The sequence below is a fragment of the Micromonospora sp. LA-10 genome, assembly GCF_051853095.1.
Lineage (GTDB): Bacteria > Actinomycetota > Actinomycetes > Mycobacteriales > Micromonosporaceae > Micromonospora > Micromonospora echinospora_A.
Genome location: NZ_CP195710.1, coordinates 1,054,989 through 1,072,990, shown reverse-complemented (window position 1 = coordinate 1,072,990; position 18,002 = coordinate 1,054,989). Strand labels below are relative to the sequence as shown.

Below are 18,002 nucleotides of genomic sequence, written 5' to 3'. Positions count from 1 at the left end.
GAGGAGAGAACCCAGGTCGGGACGGAGACAATTCGCAGCTACCACCGGTGGCGCGGCGGTGCGGCTCGTTGACTGCCTTGCCGCGGCGCGGCCTGTTCATGCTCCCTCCTTCGAGTAGTAGAGCAGCCGTCCGGCGACTTCTCTGGCCCTCTCGGGATACTCGTACGCGTTCGGGCCGTAGCCCAGGTTGGGGATTACGTACTTGACCGGGTCCGACGCCAGACCGAGCGAGGTTCCGTGGCCCTTGACGACCTTGGGCGGGACGCCGGCGTCCTCGTAGGCACGGATGTGCCGCGGCGGCAGGCCGGTCGAGCGCCATGTCAGGAACCTCTTCAATGTCATGTTGGTGAGCCCGTACTTCAGGTAGGTGTCGCCGTTGATGCCGGCCGCCGCCCAGCGGGGGATGTCATGTTCGGCGACGGTGCCCTCGCGTAGGCGGTCCAGCCATCCTGCGACTTCCTCAACCGGCACGTCGCGGGCCTGCCAGGCAGCGACGCCGTCCGGCCCGACGCCGTATCGGTCAAGCGCTGCGGCGGCATCGGCGCTGACTTGCGGGTAACTGGTCCAGCGGAGGCAGCCAGCCAGATCGTGCCTGCCGTACCAGGCGGCGATCCGCTCGGGTGGGACACCGGCTTGCGCCCACACAATGGCCTGGTCGGGACTCGGCCCCTGTTCCAGCAGCGGTGCGACCTGGTGGACGGTGTGGCCGGACTTCAGCCACCGGTACGCCAGCCACACTGTGCGGTACGACTCGATCAGCGACACTCGCCTTCTGTAGTCGCGTTCTGGTGCGTCCGGCAGCGGCCCGCAAGCGTGCAGCGACTTCTCGACGGTGAAACAGGCCAGCTGTTCACCGGAGAGGGCGGCCAGGAATTCCTCGTGCTCCCGCTGATGCTCGTTGTGGTCGGCTAGTACAACCCGGTTGTCGATGATGCGCACCTCATGGGTCGCCCAGTTGCGGTGCGCTCCGTCGGTGGATTGGCCGCAGCCCACGGTCAGCGGGGGCAGTCCGACCGCCACCCAGGACATGAATTCGTCGGGTGATCGAGGACATCTGCCCGGCTCCACTGCGGTGATGGCATCGGCCAGCACAGCCGGCAGAGTCTCGTACCAGTTGACCTCTGGGGTAGCGTCCTGGGTTCGCGGACCGGTCGTGGTCAATCGGCGCAGGTCAACGGTCATCGGGGTGCCGTGCCGGGCCGCCAGCTCTTCGGCGAGCCGGGTGACGGTGGCGATGGTGTTGCGGTCGAGCCGCTTCCGACAAGCGTTGGTGCGCTGGAGGCCGATGTGTTCGACGTCGTCGAGCCGAACCGTCCCGTCGAAGTGATTGGTTAGGGCGATCGACGGGTGATTGCCGGGTGAACTGTCGTCCACGGTCAGCCGGAAGACGTCGGCCGTCCACAGCAGCAAGGCGAGCTTGGCGGCCCGCCAGGCGTCCGCGATTGCCTCGTTCGCTCGAGCCGCCGGCGGTAGCCGGAGGTCTCCCAGGCGGTGGCGGTCGGCGCGCCACAACCGTTGAAACAGGCGGCGTGCGCCGTGGGCGGTCAGCGTCGCCTGGTAAGTGCGGCAGTCGTCCGACGTGGTGACGGTTATCCAGTCACGGCGTAGAAGCGTCCGCAGGCTCTCGCCGGCCGTTCCTGCCACGCCGGTCACATCGGCCTTGAGCATCGCCAACGCGGCGCCGAGTTCTTCGTCGCTGACCCAATCACGCGGACGCTCGCCTGCGGTGTCACCCAGCAAAGCCCGTTGTGCCGCGGCGCTCCATCTCGCGGCCGACCGGATGCCGTCGTGACTGGCGATGTCGGCGTCCAAGGCGGCCGTTGCCTCCGCGCTGAGGTGCGGTGACCGCTCCCAGGCTAGGCAGGCCGCCAGGTCCCGGCGGCCGTACCAGGCTATGACCCGATCGAGGGGCACGCCCGCGTCAACCCATTCCCCGGCTTGTTCCGGGCTCGGCCCGTGCACGAGCAGCGGCTCGACCTTCGCCAGGGAATGGCTGTGACGCAGCCATCGGTACGCGAGCCAGATCGTGCGCAACTGCTCGGCCCGCCGCGCCTGACTGCTCGATAGGTGCGCTCCAGGATGTTCCTCGGGATACCGGCCGGCGCGCCGCCCAGAACGAGTCAGCGGCCCGGCGCTGCGTAACGTGTCCGCCAGCGCATAACACGCTAGGAAACGGCCCTGCCCGGCCGCCGTTGCCTCCTCGTCAGCACGGTCGGCACTGTCGTGGTGGGTCACCACCGTGTCGGCGACGACGCGCACTTGGTGCATGATCCCTTCGTGGGCTTTGCCGCCCGTGGGGTATCCGCAGCGGGTCTGCACCGGCGGCAGGCCCTGCTCCACCAGAACCACGACATCCCGGGCGCAGGTCACCCGCGTGTGCGGCGCGACGACGGCCACCGCGTCGGTCACCACGGCAGGTAGAGGTGCGTCCGGATCCGGCACCGCCCAGGTCAGCTGCGCAGGGCCCGGCTGCGCCAGCGCGGGGACTTTCGCGCGAGACGGGCGTGCCCTCGGCACGGCGATCCAGCACACGGGTCCTGGCTCGGCGCTCTGTCGCGGACTCGGACCCTCGGCTAGGACGTGGGGCTGCAGGGTACGCAGGTCATGCCCAGCGTGCATCCACCGGTACGCCAACCAAATCGTGCGTAGGTTCTTTAGACGTTTGGCCTGATCGCTGCCGATCCGCCGGCCTCGCGCCGCCGCTCCGGTTAGCGGACCATTGCTGCGCAGCGCTTCCTCCATGGCGTAGCAGGCCAGGTGCCTGCCCGCAGCGGACGCGGCCGCCATCTCCGTGTCCCGGGCCCGGACGTCATGGTGAGCGAACGCCACGGTGTCGCCCACGATCTGAATCTGGTGCATGGCACCGGAGTTGTGGCCCTTGGCGACCACGTAGTCGCACCACGTCCACGCTGGCGGCAGGCCGGAGGACACCCAGGCGAGGAGATCCTCGTCCGAGCCGGGTGGTCGGCGGGAGCCGACTGCGGCGATTACTGTGAGCGCCGACGCCAGCACTGGTGGAATCGTCGCCATCCACGGCTCACTGTCGAACTCGGCAGTGTCATCCGACATGTTCGCCTGCCCCCACCCGTCCTGTGGATCACGCACCGGTCGAGACTAGCCATACAGATTAACGATGCCGTCTACTGGTATGCGAGGACCCGGACGGAGCGCGGCGGGTGGTGTGACGCAATGCCCAGGCAGCTTATTGGCGGGATTTGCTCTGCATCAGGAACCGGGCAAGCTTCGGCCCAAGCGGCAGTCGCTGTTCCGGTCGAGTCATGCTCGGTTCGCTGATCCCTGGTGTCACGTCGGCACGGGAGAGGATCGACACGGGTCTCACAGCGGGTGCCATACGCCCTGCGGAGTCCGTGACTCACCGGCCTCGGGTCTTGGACCCCGACGCGGGACGGCTGGGGGCCGTTGTTCCGCCGGAGAACCTTCCGCCATGATCTTGGCTAGCGCAGAAGCGAGGAGATCCGACAGCATGAACCAGCACTACGCAGACACGATCACGGCGCTCGGCGTCGCGCTGCTCGCCGATGTTCCCGTGGTGCTGTGGGGTGATCCTGGCCAGGGTAAGAGCAGTGTCATCGAGGGGCTGGGTGAGGATCTCGGCGTTCACGTGGAGACCGTCATCGCGTCACTGCATGAACCGACTGACTTCGGTGGCATTCCCGCGATCGACCCGGTGACCGGAACGGCACGCAAGCTCCCACCAGACTGGGCCAAGCGGGTCGTGGAGCTCGGTACGCAAGGCAAGGGGAGCATCGTCTTCTACGACGAGATCAGCACCACCCCGCCAGCGACCCAGGCCGCGTTGCTGCGGCCGATTCTGACTGGCTGGGTGGGCGACATCAGGCTGCCGTCGAACACCCGCAGCGTCGCCGCTGCGAATCCGCCGGACATCGCCGCCGACGGCTGGGACCTGGCGCCGCCGCTGGCGAATCGTTTCCTGCACCTCGAGTGGGCGCTGCCCGCCGACGTGGTCCGCGACGGCTTCACGATCGGCTGGCCCAAGCTGACCCTTTCCCGGGTGGACGACCGAACCGTCCAGGACGGCTTTGCCGAGGGCAAAGCACTGGTCGCCGCGTTCCTCAACGCCCGCCCGGAATTGGTCACCAAGATTCCTGCCTCGTCAGAGGACGCTGGTCGTGCTTTCCCGACCCCGCGGACTTGGGAGATGGCGGCAAAGCTCTATGCCACCGCCAAAGCGGCGGGCTGCAACGACACGGTGGTCGTCATGCTCCTCAACGGAGCGATCGGTGTCCCGGCCGCGGGCGAGTTAACCGAGTTCCTTCGGAAGCTGGACCTGCCTGACCCAGAGGCCCTCCTGCACGACCCTGAGTCGTACGTGGTTCCGGTCGCTCGAGGCGACAAGGTCTTTGCGACGGCGGCATCGGTGTTCACTGCCATGTCGCGGGAGATCACCGGAGAGCGTTGGCTGGCCTGCGGCACAATCCTCGGGAAGATCGCCGACGCCGGTCTGGCGGACATGGCGTTCATGTATGCGCGGCGGTGGGCGCAGAGTGATGTACGTCCGAGGGGTGCACTGCCGACGCAGGAGCACATGCGCGCGCTTGCGCCGATCCTGACTGAAATGGGGCTGCTGACCAGAGGCGTTCCAGCGCCGGCCTGACGTGGCCGGGCCATCGACATGACGTAGGCACGCTGGACGGGGATCGCTCATGACAAATGTCAGCATGGACGTCGCGCTACGGCTGGCGGCTGGCCGCGCCGTCGCAGCGGAAAAGTTCCCGTACCTGCGCACGGCGTTATTCGCCATGGCTTCGGTCATCACCGGCGCGGTGAAGACGTGCGCGGTGGACCGGCGTTGGCGCATGTACGCGAACCCCGACTTCGTGCTCAACCTCACCGTCGAGGAGGTGGCGGGAGCATGGCTCCACGAACTCGGTCATGTGATCAACAAGCACGCCGAACGGTGGACGTTGCTCATGGAGCCGGAGAGGCGCCACCCGCTCTACAACATCGGCAGCGACGCCGCCATCAACGAGACACTGCGTGACGCCGGCGTCGTGCTGCCTCCCATCAAGGCAAGCTTCTGGGAGCACATACCCGGCGCACGCCGCGGCATGACCGCGGAACAGATGTACCGGCTCTTGCTCGACACCCCCGCCGCCACCGAGCTGACCCACCAGGAAGCCGATCTCGTCCTGCTGCCGGACCGGCTCCGTGCAGGCTACGGCCCGGGAATGAAGATCGCTGCCCGGTCCCGGAAGGGAATCTTCGCCGGACACACGACGGTGACGATAGCCGACGACGGCGGGCGGACAGTCTTTGACGAGCCGAGCGCGAAGGTCCACGACCTCAACACCGTCTCCTTCGACCTGAAGCCGAGCCTGCCCGGCGGCATTTACGAGGTGTCGGTCACCTGCGGCACTGACAGCGTGCAGGCGCGGCTATCGGTCACGACACCGTCCATCACCCTGCTACCGGATAACGTCGTACGGGGTTACCGAGTACCTTCCAACATCACGATTGCGGGCGACGACACCCGGTTCGCCGACGGTTTGGCCGTCGCCGTCCTCGACGTCGACGGCAAGTTGATTCCCTCGGCGGTGACCGAGGTGCAGGTGGTCTCCGCACAGCACGTCGACTTCCGGCTGGCAGCCGTGCCGGACGGTCTCTATACGGTTCGAGCCACCACCAGCCGCGAGGCGTACGAAGCTGCGCTACCTGTGGGGGTTCCGGGAACGACGAACGGCGGGGGTGACCTGGACGGCACCGACGCGTCAGACCCGCAGGAGAGCAACGTCAACCGTGGCGAGCTTGGCCAGGAGAACCAGGGTGACGGCAGCGGTGAACAACGCGACGACTGCGGCTCAGGATCGGGCGGCAGCCAGAGGCCCTGGGAGAAGGACGGCCCTGGTGACGACGTCGACGACGGGAGTGTCAGCGAAGGTCGGGCCGAGATGATCCGTCGCCAGGTCGCCAAGGAAATCAAGACCCACCAGCAGGGTATCGGCAACGTACCAGCCGGCTGGCTCCGGTTTGCCGACGAAGTCCTCACACCCAGAGTCGATTGGCGCAGAGAGCTGCACAGCGTCGTCAGCCGCGCCAGAGCCACAATCGCCGGCCTGCGAGATTACACCTTCGCTCGTGTTTCGCGCCGCGCCAGCTCCACGCCCGGTATCGCGCTGCCGGCGATGCGGCAGCCGCGTCCGCCTCGCCTAGACATCGTCATCGACACCTCAGCCTCGGTCTCCGACCGCATGCTCGCCCAGGTCAAGGCCGAGATCAAAATGATCGTCAAGCACATGCGGGGCGAGAACGTACGGGTGTTCTCCTGCGACGTGGCCAGCACTTCGGCCCGGCGAGTGCGCCGCATCGAGGACATCGAGTTGGTCGGCGGCGGAGGCACCGACATGCGGGTCGGTCTCGCCGCCTCGGCCGCGCTGCGGCCCAAGGCCGACATCGTCATCGTGGCTACCGACGGTGACACGCCATGGGACGACATCCCGCCAGACAGGAACCCGCAAGCCCGCTACGTCACCCTGCTACTGGACGGCGACCGCGACGCCGTTCCACCCTGGATGCGTAAGATCATCGTGGCGGAACCGGAATGACGGCAGCAGGGCAGCGAGCTCGCTGAAGCCGCTCGTTTGCTGTGGAGGCGCCAGAACCCTGCGGCGCTCCCGCTGCCCCAGCGCGTAGGCTCTCGACCGCGGGATGGTGGGCGGCACGGCAACCCATCCATGCGCAGCGCGTCGAGGAGGGCAGACGTGAGCGAAACCGGGTCGACGGGCGTCGCCGACGTAGCCGGGCTGATCAATTCGTGTGACGCGGTCGATGTCCGGCTCGCCCTCGGGCGCGGCGAGGAGGGCTGGAAGGTACGCCACGGCGAGGTAACGCTTCACGCAGCGGCCGCGGCCTCGGCACGGACCTGGCGGTACCCCGAAGCGGTGTTCCTCGAACGGCGAATCCCCGGGGCGGTGGTAGCCGGACTGGTCCGCGCAGAACCGCAGGATCTCGATGGGTTGAAGGTCACCTCACCGTCGACGCAGCCCACTTGCGTCTTCAATCGGTTGCCCTCCCACGTTGACTGGCGTCCGGTGACCCTGCCCTGGCCCCGCACCCAGTGGGAGATCAATCCCTCAGAGACGGCGTACTCCTGGCAGGGCGGCCTGCTGGTCGGTGACGGGCCGGGCTTCATCACTTACGAGGCGGCGTTCAGCGCCTTCTTCTTTGCCGCGCCGCCGAGCAACCAGGCCAGCCAGCAGCCGCTCTGGCGGATCATTCAGTTGGATCGCCGGGCCTGCCTGCACCGAGTCACGATCGCGGCGGACACGCTGACGGCGTTGGTGAAAGGCACCGCGGCGCAAGGGGCCACCCTCGAGCTGAGCACGCCGGCCACCCGCGTCGTCCGCCGGGTCGGTCGGGCCGGTCGAGTTCGGCTGCGGCTACCGCGCGGGCTCGCCGACAGTAGCCTGCTGCTCCTCCGGCAAGACGAGGAGTGGCTGGACTACCGCTACTTCGCCTCTCCCGTCCCTGGTCGGCCGGGCGACGCCTCGATCGTGTGGGACCAGCCGGACGCGGACCTGGGAGTCCTCATCGCCGGCGGCGAGGGCACCTATGTGGAGTTCAAGCAGGAGATCCCCAGCACACCGGAGTCACGGCGCAAGGTGCTCAAGACCATCGCGGCGTTCGCGTCGGGTGACGGCGGAACACTGCTGTTCGGCGTCGACGACGCGGCTCAGCCAATCGGGCTTGACCCGACGACGATGGACCGCATCACGGTCGCGGTCGGCAGCATGATCCGCGACTCAATCGTGCCGGAGCCGCCGTACGTGCTGCGGGTCGCCGAAATGAACGGCCGGACACTCCTGCTGGTCGAGGTCACCGGCGGAGGCCGCTGGTACGCGCTCAACCACACCAAGCCGGAGTTCTACGTCCGGCGTGGGGCCAGCACCGTGCCAGCGCGCATCGACGAGATCGCCGCAGGTTTCGGCCAGCAGCACCTTGTCCAACCCTGGTGAGACGTCCGACCGGCGCCGGACGGCGCTACGACCGGCAGTGGTGACTGCGCTACCAGGCCGGGCTCGCTCCGCGCGTGATCAACAAACGGCAGTGACTGGCTTCGGCAGGGATTCCGACGGCAACTGTCTTACCCAGTCGTACCCTTCAGCGGCTGTATCAAGGGAGGAAGGGGAGCGCCATGCGCGGGCGCGACTTCAAGTGCATCTTGGAGTTCAGCGGGCATCGCACCGACGAGTCAGTGTTGACGTGCATGACTGCTGGCCGTACGGAGCGCTGGTCCATCGACATCCCGACCGTGTTGTGGCTTTTAGAACGAATCGCTGACGGCGATGTGGACCCACGCACCGCTCAGGATGAGTTGCGGTGCGCGACGTCGTGGCGCAGCGGTTGCTGCGGCGAGTGCGACGAGGCTGCCCCGCACTACGCTGAGGCCCGCCGCCGTCAGGAAGAAGTAGTCCAGCGGTGGACGCAGCGGCACCTTCAGACGAACCCGAACGATCACCCGTACCTGCTCAACAAGGGCAAGCTCCATCGTCTCAACTGCCAGCGCTCGGCGAAGCCATCGCCACCCCCGTTTCCAGATGACCTGCACTCGTTTGCCGTCCTTTGGGACGGCTGCGGGGGAAACCTCGATCTGATGTTCAAGGCGCTCGACGACGAATCCGTTCGGGCTGGCGCCGAGCAGATCAGTGTGGCTGATGTGCTCAAAATGATCGCCCGGGACGGCGTCACGCCGATAACAGCGAAGCGGTGCCGGGCTTGTAAGCCGCCTCTACCTACGCTCGACCCGTCCAGCTTCTTGGTGCAGCCCGTCTGTTGGAGCTGGGCTGCCAGTGCCCCCGCACTCCAACAAGCGAGGGCAAACGCGACAGATCGGTCGAGCGCGGAGACAAATGTTCTGCCTGAACAGCGAGTGGCCTACGCGTTGCTGAAGCATTGGCATGCTGGCCGGTGCGCAGTCTGTGGGGAAACACCCGTCCGTGGCGGATTGGTCCGTGATCACGACCATTCGAGCGGTTTGATGCGTGGTCTTCTCTGCTCCTCATGCAACACGGCCGAGGGTCGATCGAACTCCCTGTTGTTCGAAAATTACCGGCGACGTCCGCCAGCTGCGATCTTGAACGTAGAGGTGTTGTACCTTCCTCTCGGCTTCCGGCCCGGCAGCCGGCACCAAACGCCTTCGGCCATGTGAGCATCGATGGCTGCGGGTCACCCCTCGGCCTCACCGAGCGGTTGAAGGTGGCCGCCGTGGGCGCGGCGGAGTGCGGGCGTGTTCTGCACTACGCGTGCTTCACCAGGTGATCGAGAATGCTCAACGTCAGCGCTGCGAGATCGTGGCGGGTGAGCTCGGCGGTCTTGACACGTAGCTGGGTGGCTAACCGCAAACCGCGATCGTGGAAGAAGACTGGGTGTCGCCGGCCCGGCTGATCACCGGCGACGATCCGAGCGCGCCAATCAGCCAAGACGCCTGAATCCGCTGGATGAGAAAGACCGTCGTGCTCCTCGGCGTACAAGGCCGCCGCCAGCAGGTTCCGTCCCTGAGCGGTCAGAGCATGCCGGATAGCAGGCAGCACCATCGCTGGTCGCAGCGCTACGGCCACGTCGTGCGCTTCCAGGAGAGCGGCCTGCCCCGTGGACATCACGTCGACGCACGGACGGACCAGCCACGGGCGCGACGGAACGCCGCGCCCGTCACAGCGCACATCCACCGCGATCCAGGCATCGTCGGAGCCGTGCGGGTGCCGACGCCACGCCATGAACATGGGGTTGCCGCCACTGGTTCGGTAGGCGCGGGCCTCGCTGCCGTCGTCGTACGCCCGTCGCAGCTCAGCGTCGACACTGGTGGCGGTTCGCCGGCTCACCAGGTCCGGGACGTACCAGCCGGTCGCTTGCCCGATGACACCGTCGGCCTCAAGGTCCCACGTGCGCAGGACATCGGTGATCTCGCCCGCGAGCCAGGTGGCGTGAGCGTCCCGACACGTCTGCCAGGCGTCAAAGACGGTGATCAGGCTCAACGGCTGCCATGGCGCCGGCGGGATCACGTCGTCGCCGTCGAGGGTGCAGTAGAACCGTCGGGGGGCAGGTTCGAAATTGTCGGCCCACGAGTTGTACCGGTCGAGTTGGTCGCCGTGGACGTCCGAGGCCCCTTTCATCTCCAGCAGCGCGACCGGGTAACCGTCGGCCTGCCGTCGCAGCACCAGATCGAGCCGGCCCTTTCCCTTGCTGGCCTGGACTTCTCGATGGCAGGTGTAGGGGCCGCCGTCGAGGTGCAACAGGTGTAGCAGGGGTTGAGGGTCGACCTCGAAGAGGAACGCAAGCAGGTCGTTAGCGCTGTTCTCATGTGCGACCAGACGCCCAAGGGCGTTGCGGCGGCGCGGGCTGTTGTCCACCAGATCATTTTCCTTGACCAGGGGCGCCTTCGGTAAGACATGATGCCGGGTTGGGACTGCCCCCGTTCGAACGCGGCCGTTGTCGGACCTGGCGGCAGACAAACGCACTTAACGCGCCGCAGCTTGGACCAAGACCGCACCCGTACAGGTCAGGACGAAGCCGGCTATTAGCGTGAGAGGGTCGGAACCCCGCTCCCCCGGGCTAGAGGGTCACATCACCCCGACGACTTCACCTTCGCACTTCAGGCGGGTCTGGGAGACCGCGTTAACAATGACGGTCCCACCTGCCTTGACGTCTCTGCTGTGCCTTCGTCGAGAGCCCCTCTAGCTCAAAGGTCGAGTACGAATGCCACAGAGGCATCCTCCCAGGGTGCTTGCAGAAGGACTGGCGCAATAGAGCGGCTGGCGTTGGCACACCATCAGGCTGCCCGACGCCGGCACCACTCGGTCGAACTTCACCGGCCCGCCTGATCACGCTGACGCCAGTGCGACCTCGGGCAGAGCCTGAGCGGGTCTGGCGTCGGTGACCGTCTGCTCGACCGCGGCGGGGGCGGCGTCCAGGGCGGGTGGTGGCAGCCGCAGATCGACCAGCGCCGGGTGAGGGAATTACGCGATCCAATCCTCAGGCGGAGGTATTACAAGATCGCCGACAGAGCCGGACGCCATTGACGGCTACCTGGAGCGGTGTGGCCGTCGTTGCTGGCGGGCGCAAGGCTCCCTCACACAGCCCAAGGGGTCGGACGGTAATGGGTGTGGTCTCTTCGGTAAGCGGTCGAAGGCCTGCTGGCAACGCAACGCGTTGGCTACGCCGATGTCGAACCCGGCTGCGAGGCGCTGGAATGCCGGCCTTGCACCGCTGAGCCCGCTGTCAGTTGCCGCGCTGGCTCGGTCCCGCCGGGGATGCACTGCGGGACGACACCCCGGCACCGAGAGTCTCGACCGTTTGTGGCGGCACGCCGCCACAAACGGTCGAGACGCCCCCTTGTTAGCGCTTGCTAGGTTGTCCCTCGGCGACGCTTCCATTGAGAGGGGTGTCGTGTCGTCCGGAAGGGTGTGCGGTGGACATCATTGTGCCGGCCCTCGTTGGCGTAATTCAGACCACGTCGGAACGTGACCACAACTCTGATTCTGGAATGGAGGGCTTCGACCGCCTTCGCAGAGGTACTCCATGGATCGAATTCCGCTATTACGACGAGTACACGGTGGACCGATTTTTCCGTGACGTGTCGGAAATGAGGTTCAGTGCCATTGTCTTCGCGTCGAACTCCCTGACTCATCCGTCCATCTTTGAGGCGTCCTGTGCCGCCAGAGAAGTCATCCGGGCGGCGTCGAACCAGGGCATGGGAATTGTCATTCTCCATCAATTCCTGCCGCCCGGCGTGGTTCGCGACTGCACCTTTCTGCCGCTGGCGCACCAAGTTTCGTTTCGCGGCATTGCCGATTCAACGGTGCAACGTGTGACGGTGGACCGGCGTGCCCTACGTGTGGACAGCCAGCGTCCGATCACCCTGAATCTAGGACAATTCGGTGATCGGTCTCCTGTTGTGTGGAGCGAGGTTCGACCGCTTTATGAACGCGAGTGGCGCTCCATCACCACAATGCGCATGGGTGGTCGCCAGGTCGACGCGATATTGCGGAGCCGGACGCCGCGGGCGCGCACAATCATTAGTATGCTTCCGCTGGACTGGCTGGCTGATCCGGGCCTGCTGGCGCATGCCGTATCACGTGCGGTACGCGGGCGCGGCACGCTGTACCTCCACCCGGCAGGTGAGGACTCGTCGATGGACGCTTGCATCCAACTCGCCTTCGGGCGTGCGGTGCTTCGCGGCGGACACCTGAGCAGTCAAGCAATCTCGGACCCATCCGAGGTCCGTGTCAACTTTGTGCCGTACCGGCACTTCAGTCACCTCGTGATCTCCCGTAGCTGGACATGGTCCGATCTGGGGTCGCTGCTAGGTCAGGAGACCAAGACGCGGTTGGAGAATGAAGGGTCGATCACGGCACACGCGCGAGACGGCGGTAGTCAAAGCGTTGGGGAGTACCAACCACTGCTTGTCACCGTGGGCGGGGGCAGGCCGGCGTATCTTGAGATTGCCGATCGGTTCGCTCGCTGGTTCGAGACGGTTCAGGAACGCTTCCGGGATGGGCAGACTACTCTCGCGCGGGCACTCGCAACGGTGGCGAGCACCATCAACGAGGCGGTCGAGGATCCGGATGCGGCGCCGCAGGCACTAGCACTGGACCAGATCAGGGACCTGTTGTCGCCATACATCGACATGCGCTTGCGCGGTATGCCACACGTTGACGGGCATGTCCTGCCAACCGCGGCCATCGCCTCTACGATGGAATTGCTCGAGTTCCCGGCGGAGCGTGTTGCGCCACTGCGCTCCTGGATCGAGGGACGAAACTATACGAGCAGTACCGCATCGTTGCAGCAGGCCAAGTTGTGGTTGCAGGGCCTCAACGTCCACGACCGCCTAGTGCCGAAGACGGAAATCGACCGGATATATCAGGCTCTGCTCGCGGTGCGGGCAGACGGACACGACGCTGCCAGCATGGATTTCCTGTGCGAGGTTCTAAAAGACGAAAGTCAGTCCATCTCGCGTCGCGCGATCATCGCTGAGTCGCTGACAAACAGCGACGATCCACTGGTACGCGCGCGAGTGGCCGATTCGGCGCGCACGCTCCAGAACGATCTTGAGTCCTCCCTGGTGGCCGGGCACCCGCCCTTGGAGGCGATCTGTCTGGCGACGGCCGCGTTGATCCGGATCCACGCGACCAGCGGCCTGACCAGCGGCGTCAACGTGCGGGACGAGAGCACTGGGACGTGGCACGATCCGGACCGGGACTCAGAGCTGCGGCGAAAGCTCGAGCTTACGCGTCAGCAGAAGGCTGATGCCGAGGCCATGGTTGCAAAGGTGCAGACCTTTGCCAGACGCACAGTAGGGATTTCGGTGACCGTGGCGATCGCGACGGTTCTGGCGGCATACAGCCTGCTCATATCATCGGTCAAACTCGATGTGGCCACCTGGGTGCAGATTACCGCGTCCGGCTTCGTCGCCCTCGCGGCCCTGGTCGCGTACATCGGCTATCGCGCGAGCCGAGTCGGTGGCGAGCCTCGCTGGATGGCGGCCCTTCGCGACGTGGTCATCGCGAGGAACGGCTCGAGTGGATCGGCGAATTGAGTCGCCTATGGCGTTCTTCAATGCGGCTTCTCCACTAAGACGTCCTCGAGCACCAGGAAGTCGAGGTCGCTCGCGACGAAGGTGCGAAGCGCGTCCATCGGTGAGTTGACCATCGGCTCGAATTCCTGGTTGAACGAAGTGTTCGTCACGACCCCGTGGCCCGTGTCGTGCCGGACCGCTTGGAGGAGGTCGAAGAACGGGTGCCGGTCCTCGGTCACCACTAGGGGCCGGATCGAGTTGTCGAGATGGACGATTCCGGCGAGCGGGCCTTCGGTGTGTTCGGGGGAAAGCCATCTCGCCTCGATCATGAAATCGAGCCCGTCACCGCCGACCCCCACGGCCGCTGCGGTGTCGGGCGTCATCGCCGGGGCGAGCGGGCGCCAGGCTTCCCGCCCTTTGATCGCATTGATTCGGGAGCGGACGTCGATGCGATCGGACCGGGCGATGATGGACCGTCCGCCGAGAGCGCGGGGACCGTACTCCGAGCGGCCGGAGAACCAACCTCCGACCCGGCTGTCCATGAGGCGTCGGCTCACCAGGCCGGCGATGTCACCGCCGGTGGAGGTGACGGTCAGCCCGAGACGCCGCGCTCGGAGGACGGTTGGCCCTGGATCGAAGGACGGGCCAGTGAACATGCTTCGGGAACGCACGAGAGGGACCGGCTCGCTGCACTCGGCCGCCAGCGCAAAGGCAGCACCAAGCGCGGTCCCACCGTCGTGTGCGGCGCCGTTGATGAACAGTTGCGCGTCGCCGATCGTTTCCCTGATCCGGCCGTTCGCCGAGCAGTTCAACGCGACCCCGCCGGAGATGACCAGGTTCCGGCTGCCCGTATGGACCAGCGCCAGCCGGGCCAGATGCACCAGTGCCGACTCCAGGATGGCTTGAGCGGAGGCTGCCGCGTTACGCAGGTGGGGCGGTAGTTCGACAGGGGATCGCAGCAGGCCGGTCGAGGCGTCCATGTGGAAGCTGTTCGCCGCAGGCGGGCCGAAGACCTCGTCGAATCGGCGCATCCAGTTCGTCATCCGAGCCGGCTTGTCGTTGCCGGTCATCTTGATCTGGTAACCGTCCGGGGAGAGGATGAACTCCGGGAAGTCATAGGTCGGCAGACCGGAGGCGGCCAGTCCCATAGTCTTCCCGCCGCCGCCAACCGAAAATCCAAGATACCGGGTGACGGCCGCGTAGAAGAATCCGAGCGAGTCGGCGATGCCGAACCGCAGACGTTCTTCAATCCTTTGTCCTCGGCCATGGAAGATCGTGGTTGCCACATCCTCGCCTTGACCGTCCACGACGAGGATCGCCGCATCGTCGAAACCCGAGGTGAAGTAGCCGAGCGCCGCGTGTGCCAAGTGATGCGGCACACGATGGATAGAGGGCGGCGACTCACGTATCAGCCGGTGGCTGGCCAGGAAGTTGGCGAGGCTGTCCCGCAGCCGCATATCGTGGGGTGCGAGGTCTGGATCCCAGCCGATCGCGATGTGGTCAACGTCGGCCAGCTCGATCCTCCCCATGTCCAGGCAGGCCTGGACGCTATGCATGGCCGGTTGACGCATGGCCCGCTTCTGGCGGGTAAAGCGCTCTTCCTCGCAAGCGCCTACAAGCACTCCATCGCTGACTAGTGCGGCGGCCGGATCATGACCAAAAGCGCCCGAGATTCCAAGGATATTCATTCGGCAACCCCCTCAGTCGCTTCCGGGTAGCTAGCCCAGTCCGAGTACGGCCGAGGCGACGTGCCGAGGGTCCGCGAACACATGCACTGATTGGGTGGACGGGTAGGTGTCCGTCTTGGCAGCCGCCGCGACCTCGATTGCGTGGGATAGTCCGTGCGGGTGCCCTAGGGACGCCGTGGAGATGGACGGGAACCACTCGGCGAACAGCCTTGCACGGATCGCTTGCTCGAGATCGTCCGGCTCTTCCCTCGCGACGAGGACCCGGGGCACACCGGACCAACCGGCTTCTACGCAGGAGTTGTACCCGGCCATCGAGACCACGACGTCGGGCCAGGGCTCCAGCTTCGCCGCTGGGTCGACGATGTCGTCGGACCACGGCCGGATCTGCGTACCGGCATGGTCGATGGACTGCAGAGCCGATGCCACGGCGGGCGGCATGAGAGGGCCCGTCGTGGCGAGCAGTTCCACCCGGCGACCGGATCGGCGTCGCAGAGCGGCTACTGCATCAGCCACCGCCGCGACGAGACGGGCGCCATCGCGCCCGCCGCCCACCTGACAGCGGATCCGCAGCGAATCGTTGCTGGCGGTCACGGGTACCGGTTGAGGTTCGAGGGGCCGGAGATACCCGAAGAGGTTCACCTTCGGCGCAAGGCCTCCGTCGAAAAGCCCTCCCGGTAGCCACTCCAGCGTGGCCGATCGGCCCGCAACCAGTACGAGGTCGAACTCGTTACCGGCCATGGACCCGAAATCATCCACGTACATCGGTGGATGATAGATATCGCGGAGAGCCAGTACCAGCCGACAACCACGCTCGCGGGACGACCGCAGCAGTTCGTCGGCTTCGCCAAGGACGCCCCGATGCGAGGTCGACACGACCACGTCCGGAGCGAAGGCCGAAGTGATGGCCGACACTCGACGCGAGGCCGCCATTCGCAGAGCGGCCATGTGATCATCCCCGCCTTGTTCCGTCCCGGCCTGCAGGTGCAGAGCAGCGATCAGCTCGGTAATCTCGGCGGGCGCGAGCACGCTCCAGGATCGGCCGCGGAAAAGACGATCCCCAGACCTGACGCCGGTGACGACAAGAGTTTCCGTGTCGGCGTCCAGCTCTCGGAGGTAAGAGGCGAGACGCAATGCACGTACTGTTTGACCCACGCCCGTCCGGCCCGTCGCATAGAAAAGGACGCGGCGCGGGCGGGAGCTTTTCAATGGTGACCCTCAGGTGCCTGATCTTGGGCGTCGATCGCCTCGGCCAGTTCGGCGAGCGACCGGAGAATGCCGTCGGTGGTCGACCGGGAATGGAAACCAGGGTCGAGCCGCTGAAACGGGACGCCGACTTTCTCCGCTACGAGGCCGTCCTCATAGCGGTCGCCGACATAGAGAAGTTCCGCGGGCTCGAGCCGGAAGTCGACCAAAATCTCGCGCAATGCGGCCTCCTTGGATACGGGCCAGCCGTACGTTCGCGCGAAGTAAGCGCTCAGGGAGAGTTTGTCGCACAGTTCCACGATCTCAGTACGAGGTGCGTTGGAGGAAATCATGATGCGTTTCGCGGCATACCGTTCACAGAATTCGGCCAGGCCCGGAAAAACCACGATCTCGTCGATGTGCCGCCGAAAGTAGTCCGTGTACGCTTCGACCAAAGCCTGGTGCTCAGCGGGGTCAGGCTCGCGGCCGTAGAGGTCGGTGAAACTCGAGGCGAGCAGTCCCGTCCGGTTCACGGTGCCATGCGTCGCGTACGCCTTCTCGCATGCTTTACGGTCGACGGAATCACCCGCACCGAGAGCGGTCATGAATGCCGTCTTTTTGATTTCGCCCGAGTCGACGAGTGTGCCGTCGAAGTCGAAAACAATGGTCGATATGGCCGTCGGAGAAGGTTTTACCATCTATTCCTCCACTCTGTCGGGTCACCAGACAGGCTGGTCCAGTGTAGAGTCTCCAGGTGGCTGTGCAACAGGATCGGATCGCCCTTCACTTTGACGCCCGGGCACCCAACTACGCTCGCGCTGCAGGCTGGGTCACCGACCCGGTGTCCTTGGAGCCGGTAGTCACTCTCCTGTCCCGCCGGCCTGGCGGTGTAGCGCTGGAGATCGGGGCCGGCAGCGGTGCGGTCGCGCAGGCGGTCACCAAGTCATCAGCGAAAGTCCGTTCCTACGTCGGCGTCGACATCTCGCCCGCCATGACGCGGGAACATGCCAGGCATGCCCCGTCGGTGATCAGCGACGGCCACCATCTGCCGATCGCGGCCGGCAGGATTGACACCGTGATCTGCCGGCAGTCGTTCCACTACCTCCAGCATCCGGACGCCGCCCTCGCCGAGGTCGTCCGCGTCCTGGCGCCCGACGGCCGGCTGCTCATCGCGCAGATAGTCCCGTTCGACGAGACTTCCGACCAAGCCTGGTGGTCGACTGCAATGAAGATTCGTCAGCCACTGCGCAAGCACCTCTGGACCGCCGCAGAGCTGCGGAGCACGGTAGAGCGATGTGGGTTCGCAGTGGAGCTGACGAACGAATTGCGGCGCCGGACTTCACTGAACGAATGGGTGGATCGGTACCCGCTGGAATCGGCAGCACGTGCAGCCCTCCTCGAGCACTTCGGATCGACCCCGGCATTCGTGCGCAGCTTGCGCGCGTTCGGCGAGAGTGACGGCGATGTCGAGTACGACCTGCGGTGGGTGTTCATCACCGCGCGACCGGCAGGAGCGCGTACGGAGTCGCATGAGGGTCGCGGAAGCGCCGACCCATCGTGACCGAGTGTGAACCTCCGTGCGA

The 18,002-nt window shown here is 65.9% G+C and carries 12 protein-coding genes; 6 read left to right on the top strand and 6 right to left on the bottom strand.

Translation table 11 applies throughout. The annotated features are described in order from the left end of the window. Positions 1 to 96: 96 nt before the first annotated feature. Positions 97 to 3,105, bottom strand: a complete 3,009-nt coding sequence (locus ACSDG8_RS05090; RefSeq protein WP_439427707.1) for a hypothetical protein — start codon at positions 3,103 to 3,105, stop codon at positions 97 to 99. A 379-nt stretch (positions 3,106 to 3,484) separates the two neighbouring features. Here ACSDG8_RS05090 and ACSDG8_RS05085 point away from each other — a divergent pair, with 379 nt between their 5' ends. The 3 genes from ACSDG8_RS05085 to ACSDG8_RS05075 all read left to right on the top strand — a co-directional run bounded on the left by ACSDG8_RS05085 (position 3,485) and on the right by ACSDG8_RS05075 (position 7,994). Then, positions 3,485 to 4,636 carry an ATP-binding protein gene (locus tag ACSDG8_RS05085; protein WP_439427706.1) on the top strand — a complete coding sequence of 384 codons (1,152 nt, stop codon included), beginning with the start codon at positions 3,485 to 3,487 and terminating at the stop codon, positions 4,634 to 4,636. Positions 4,637 to 4,685: 49 nt separating this feature from the next. After that, positions 4,686 to 6,584 carry a DUF2201 family putative metallopeptidase gene (locus ACSDG8_RS05080; protein ID WP_439427705.1) on the top strand — a complete coding sequence of 633 codons (1,899 nt, stop codon included), beginning with the start codon at positions 4,686 to 4,688 and terminating at the stop codon, positions 6,582 to 6,584. A gap of 156 nt (positions 6,585 to 6,740) precedes the next feature. Beyond that, positions 6,741 to 7,994, top strand: coding sequence for an AlbA family DNA-binding domain-containing protein (locus ACSDG8_RS05075; RefSeq protein WP_439427704.1), 1,254 nt, complete (start codon positions 6,741 to 6,743; stop codon positions 7,992 to 7,994). Positions 7,995 to 8,302: 308 nt separating this feature from the next. Here the strand turns inward: ACSDG8_RS05075 and ACSDG8_RS05070 are convergent, their stop codons facing one another. Next, positions 8,303 to 8,527 (bottom strand): hypothetical protein, encoded by a 225-nt coding sequence (locus ACSDG8_RS05070; protein ID WP_439428087.1) that lies wholly within the window; start codon positions 8,525 to 8,527, stop codon positions 8,303 to 8,305. A gap of 105 nt (positions 8,528 to 8,632) precedes the next feature. On the opposite strand from ACSDG8_RS05070, the gene ACSDG8_RS05065 reads away from it, so the two are divergent. Beyond that, entirely contained in the window at positions 8,633 to 9,187 is a 555-nt protein-coding gene (locus ACSDG8_RS05065) for an endonuclease domain-containing protein (RefSeq protein ID WP_439428031.1), read from the top strand. A gap of 88 nt (positions 9,188 to 9,275) precedes the next feature. On the opposite strand, the gene ACSDG8_RS05060 is transcribed toward ACSDG8_RS05065, so the two are convergent. Continuing rightward, the gene (locus tag ACSDG8_RS05060; RefSeq protein WP_439427703.1) at positions 9,276 to 10,385 is read right to left on the bottom strand and encodes a hypothetical protein; all 1,110 of its coding nucleotides are present in this window, start codon (positions 10,383 to 10,385) and stop codon (positions 9,276 to 9,278) included. A 1,058-nt stretch (positions 10,386 to 11,443) separates the two neighbouring features. On the opposite strand from ACSDG8_RS05060, the gene ACSDG8_RS05055 reads away from it, so the two are divergent. Beyond that, a complete protein-coding gene (locus tag ACSDG8_RS05055; protein ID WP_439427702.1) occupies positions 11,444 to 13,570 on the top strand; it encodes a hypothetical protein in 2,127 nt (708 codons plus the stop codon). A gap of 17 nt (positions 13,571 to 13,587) precedes the next feature. Here ACSDG8_RS05055 and ACSDG8_RS05050 read toward each other — a convergent pair whose 3' ends face one another. The 3 genes from ACSDG8_RS05050 to ACSDG8_RS05040 form a co-directional block, all read right to left on the bottom strand. Beyond that, entirely contained in the window at positions 13,588 to 15,237 is a 1,650-nt protein-coding gene (locus ACSDG8_RS05050; RefSeq protein ID WP_439427701.1) for a carbamoyltransferase family protein, read from the bottom strand. Positions 15,238 to 15,267: 30 nt separating this feature from the next. Beyond that, a complete protein-coding gene (locus ACSDG8_RS05045; protein WP_439427700.1) occupies positions 15,268 to 16,263 on the bottom strand; it encodes a hypothetical protein in 996 nt (331 codons plus the stop codon). Positions 16,264 to 16,439: 176 nt separating this feature from the next. Continuing rightward, positions 16,440 to 17,117, bottom strand: coding sequence for an HAD family hydrolase (locus tag ACSDG8_RS05040; RefSeq protein ID WP_439427699.1), 678 nt, complete (start codon positions 17,115 to 17,117; stop codon positions 16,440 to 16,442). Between the two features lie 56 nt (positions 17,118 to 17,173). Between ACSDG8_RS05040 and ACSDG8_RS05035 the strand changes: the two genes are divergently transcribed. Then, entirely contained in the window at positions 17,174 to 17,980 is an 807-nt protein-coding gene (locus tag ACSDG8_RS05035; protein WP_439427698.1) for a class I SAM-dependent methyltransferase, read from the top strand. The last annotated feature ends 22 nt before the right edge of the window (positions 17,981 to 18,002 follow it).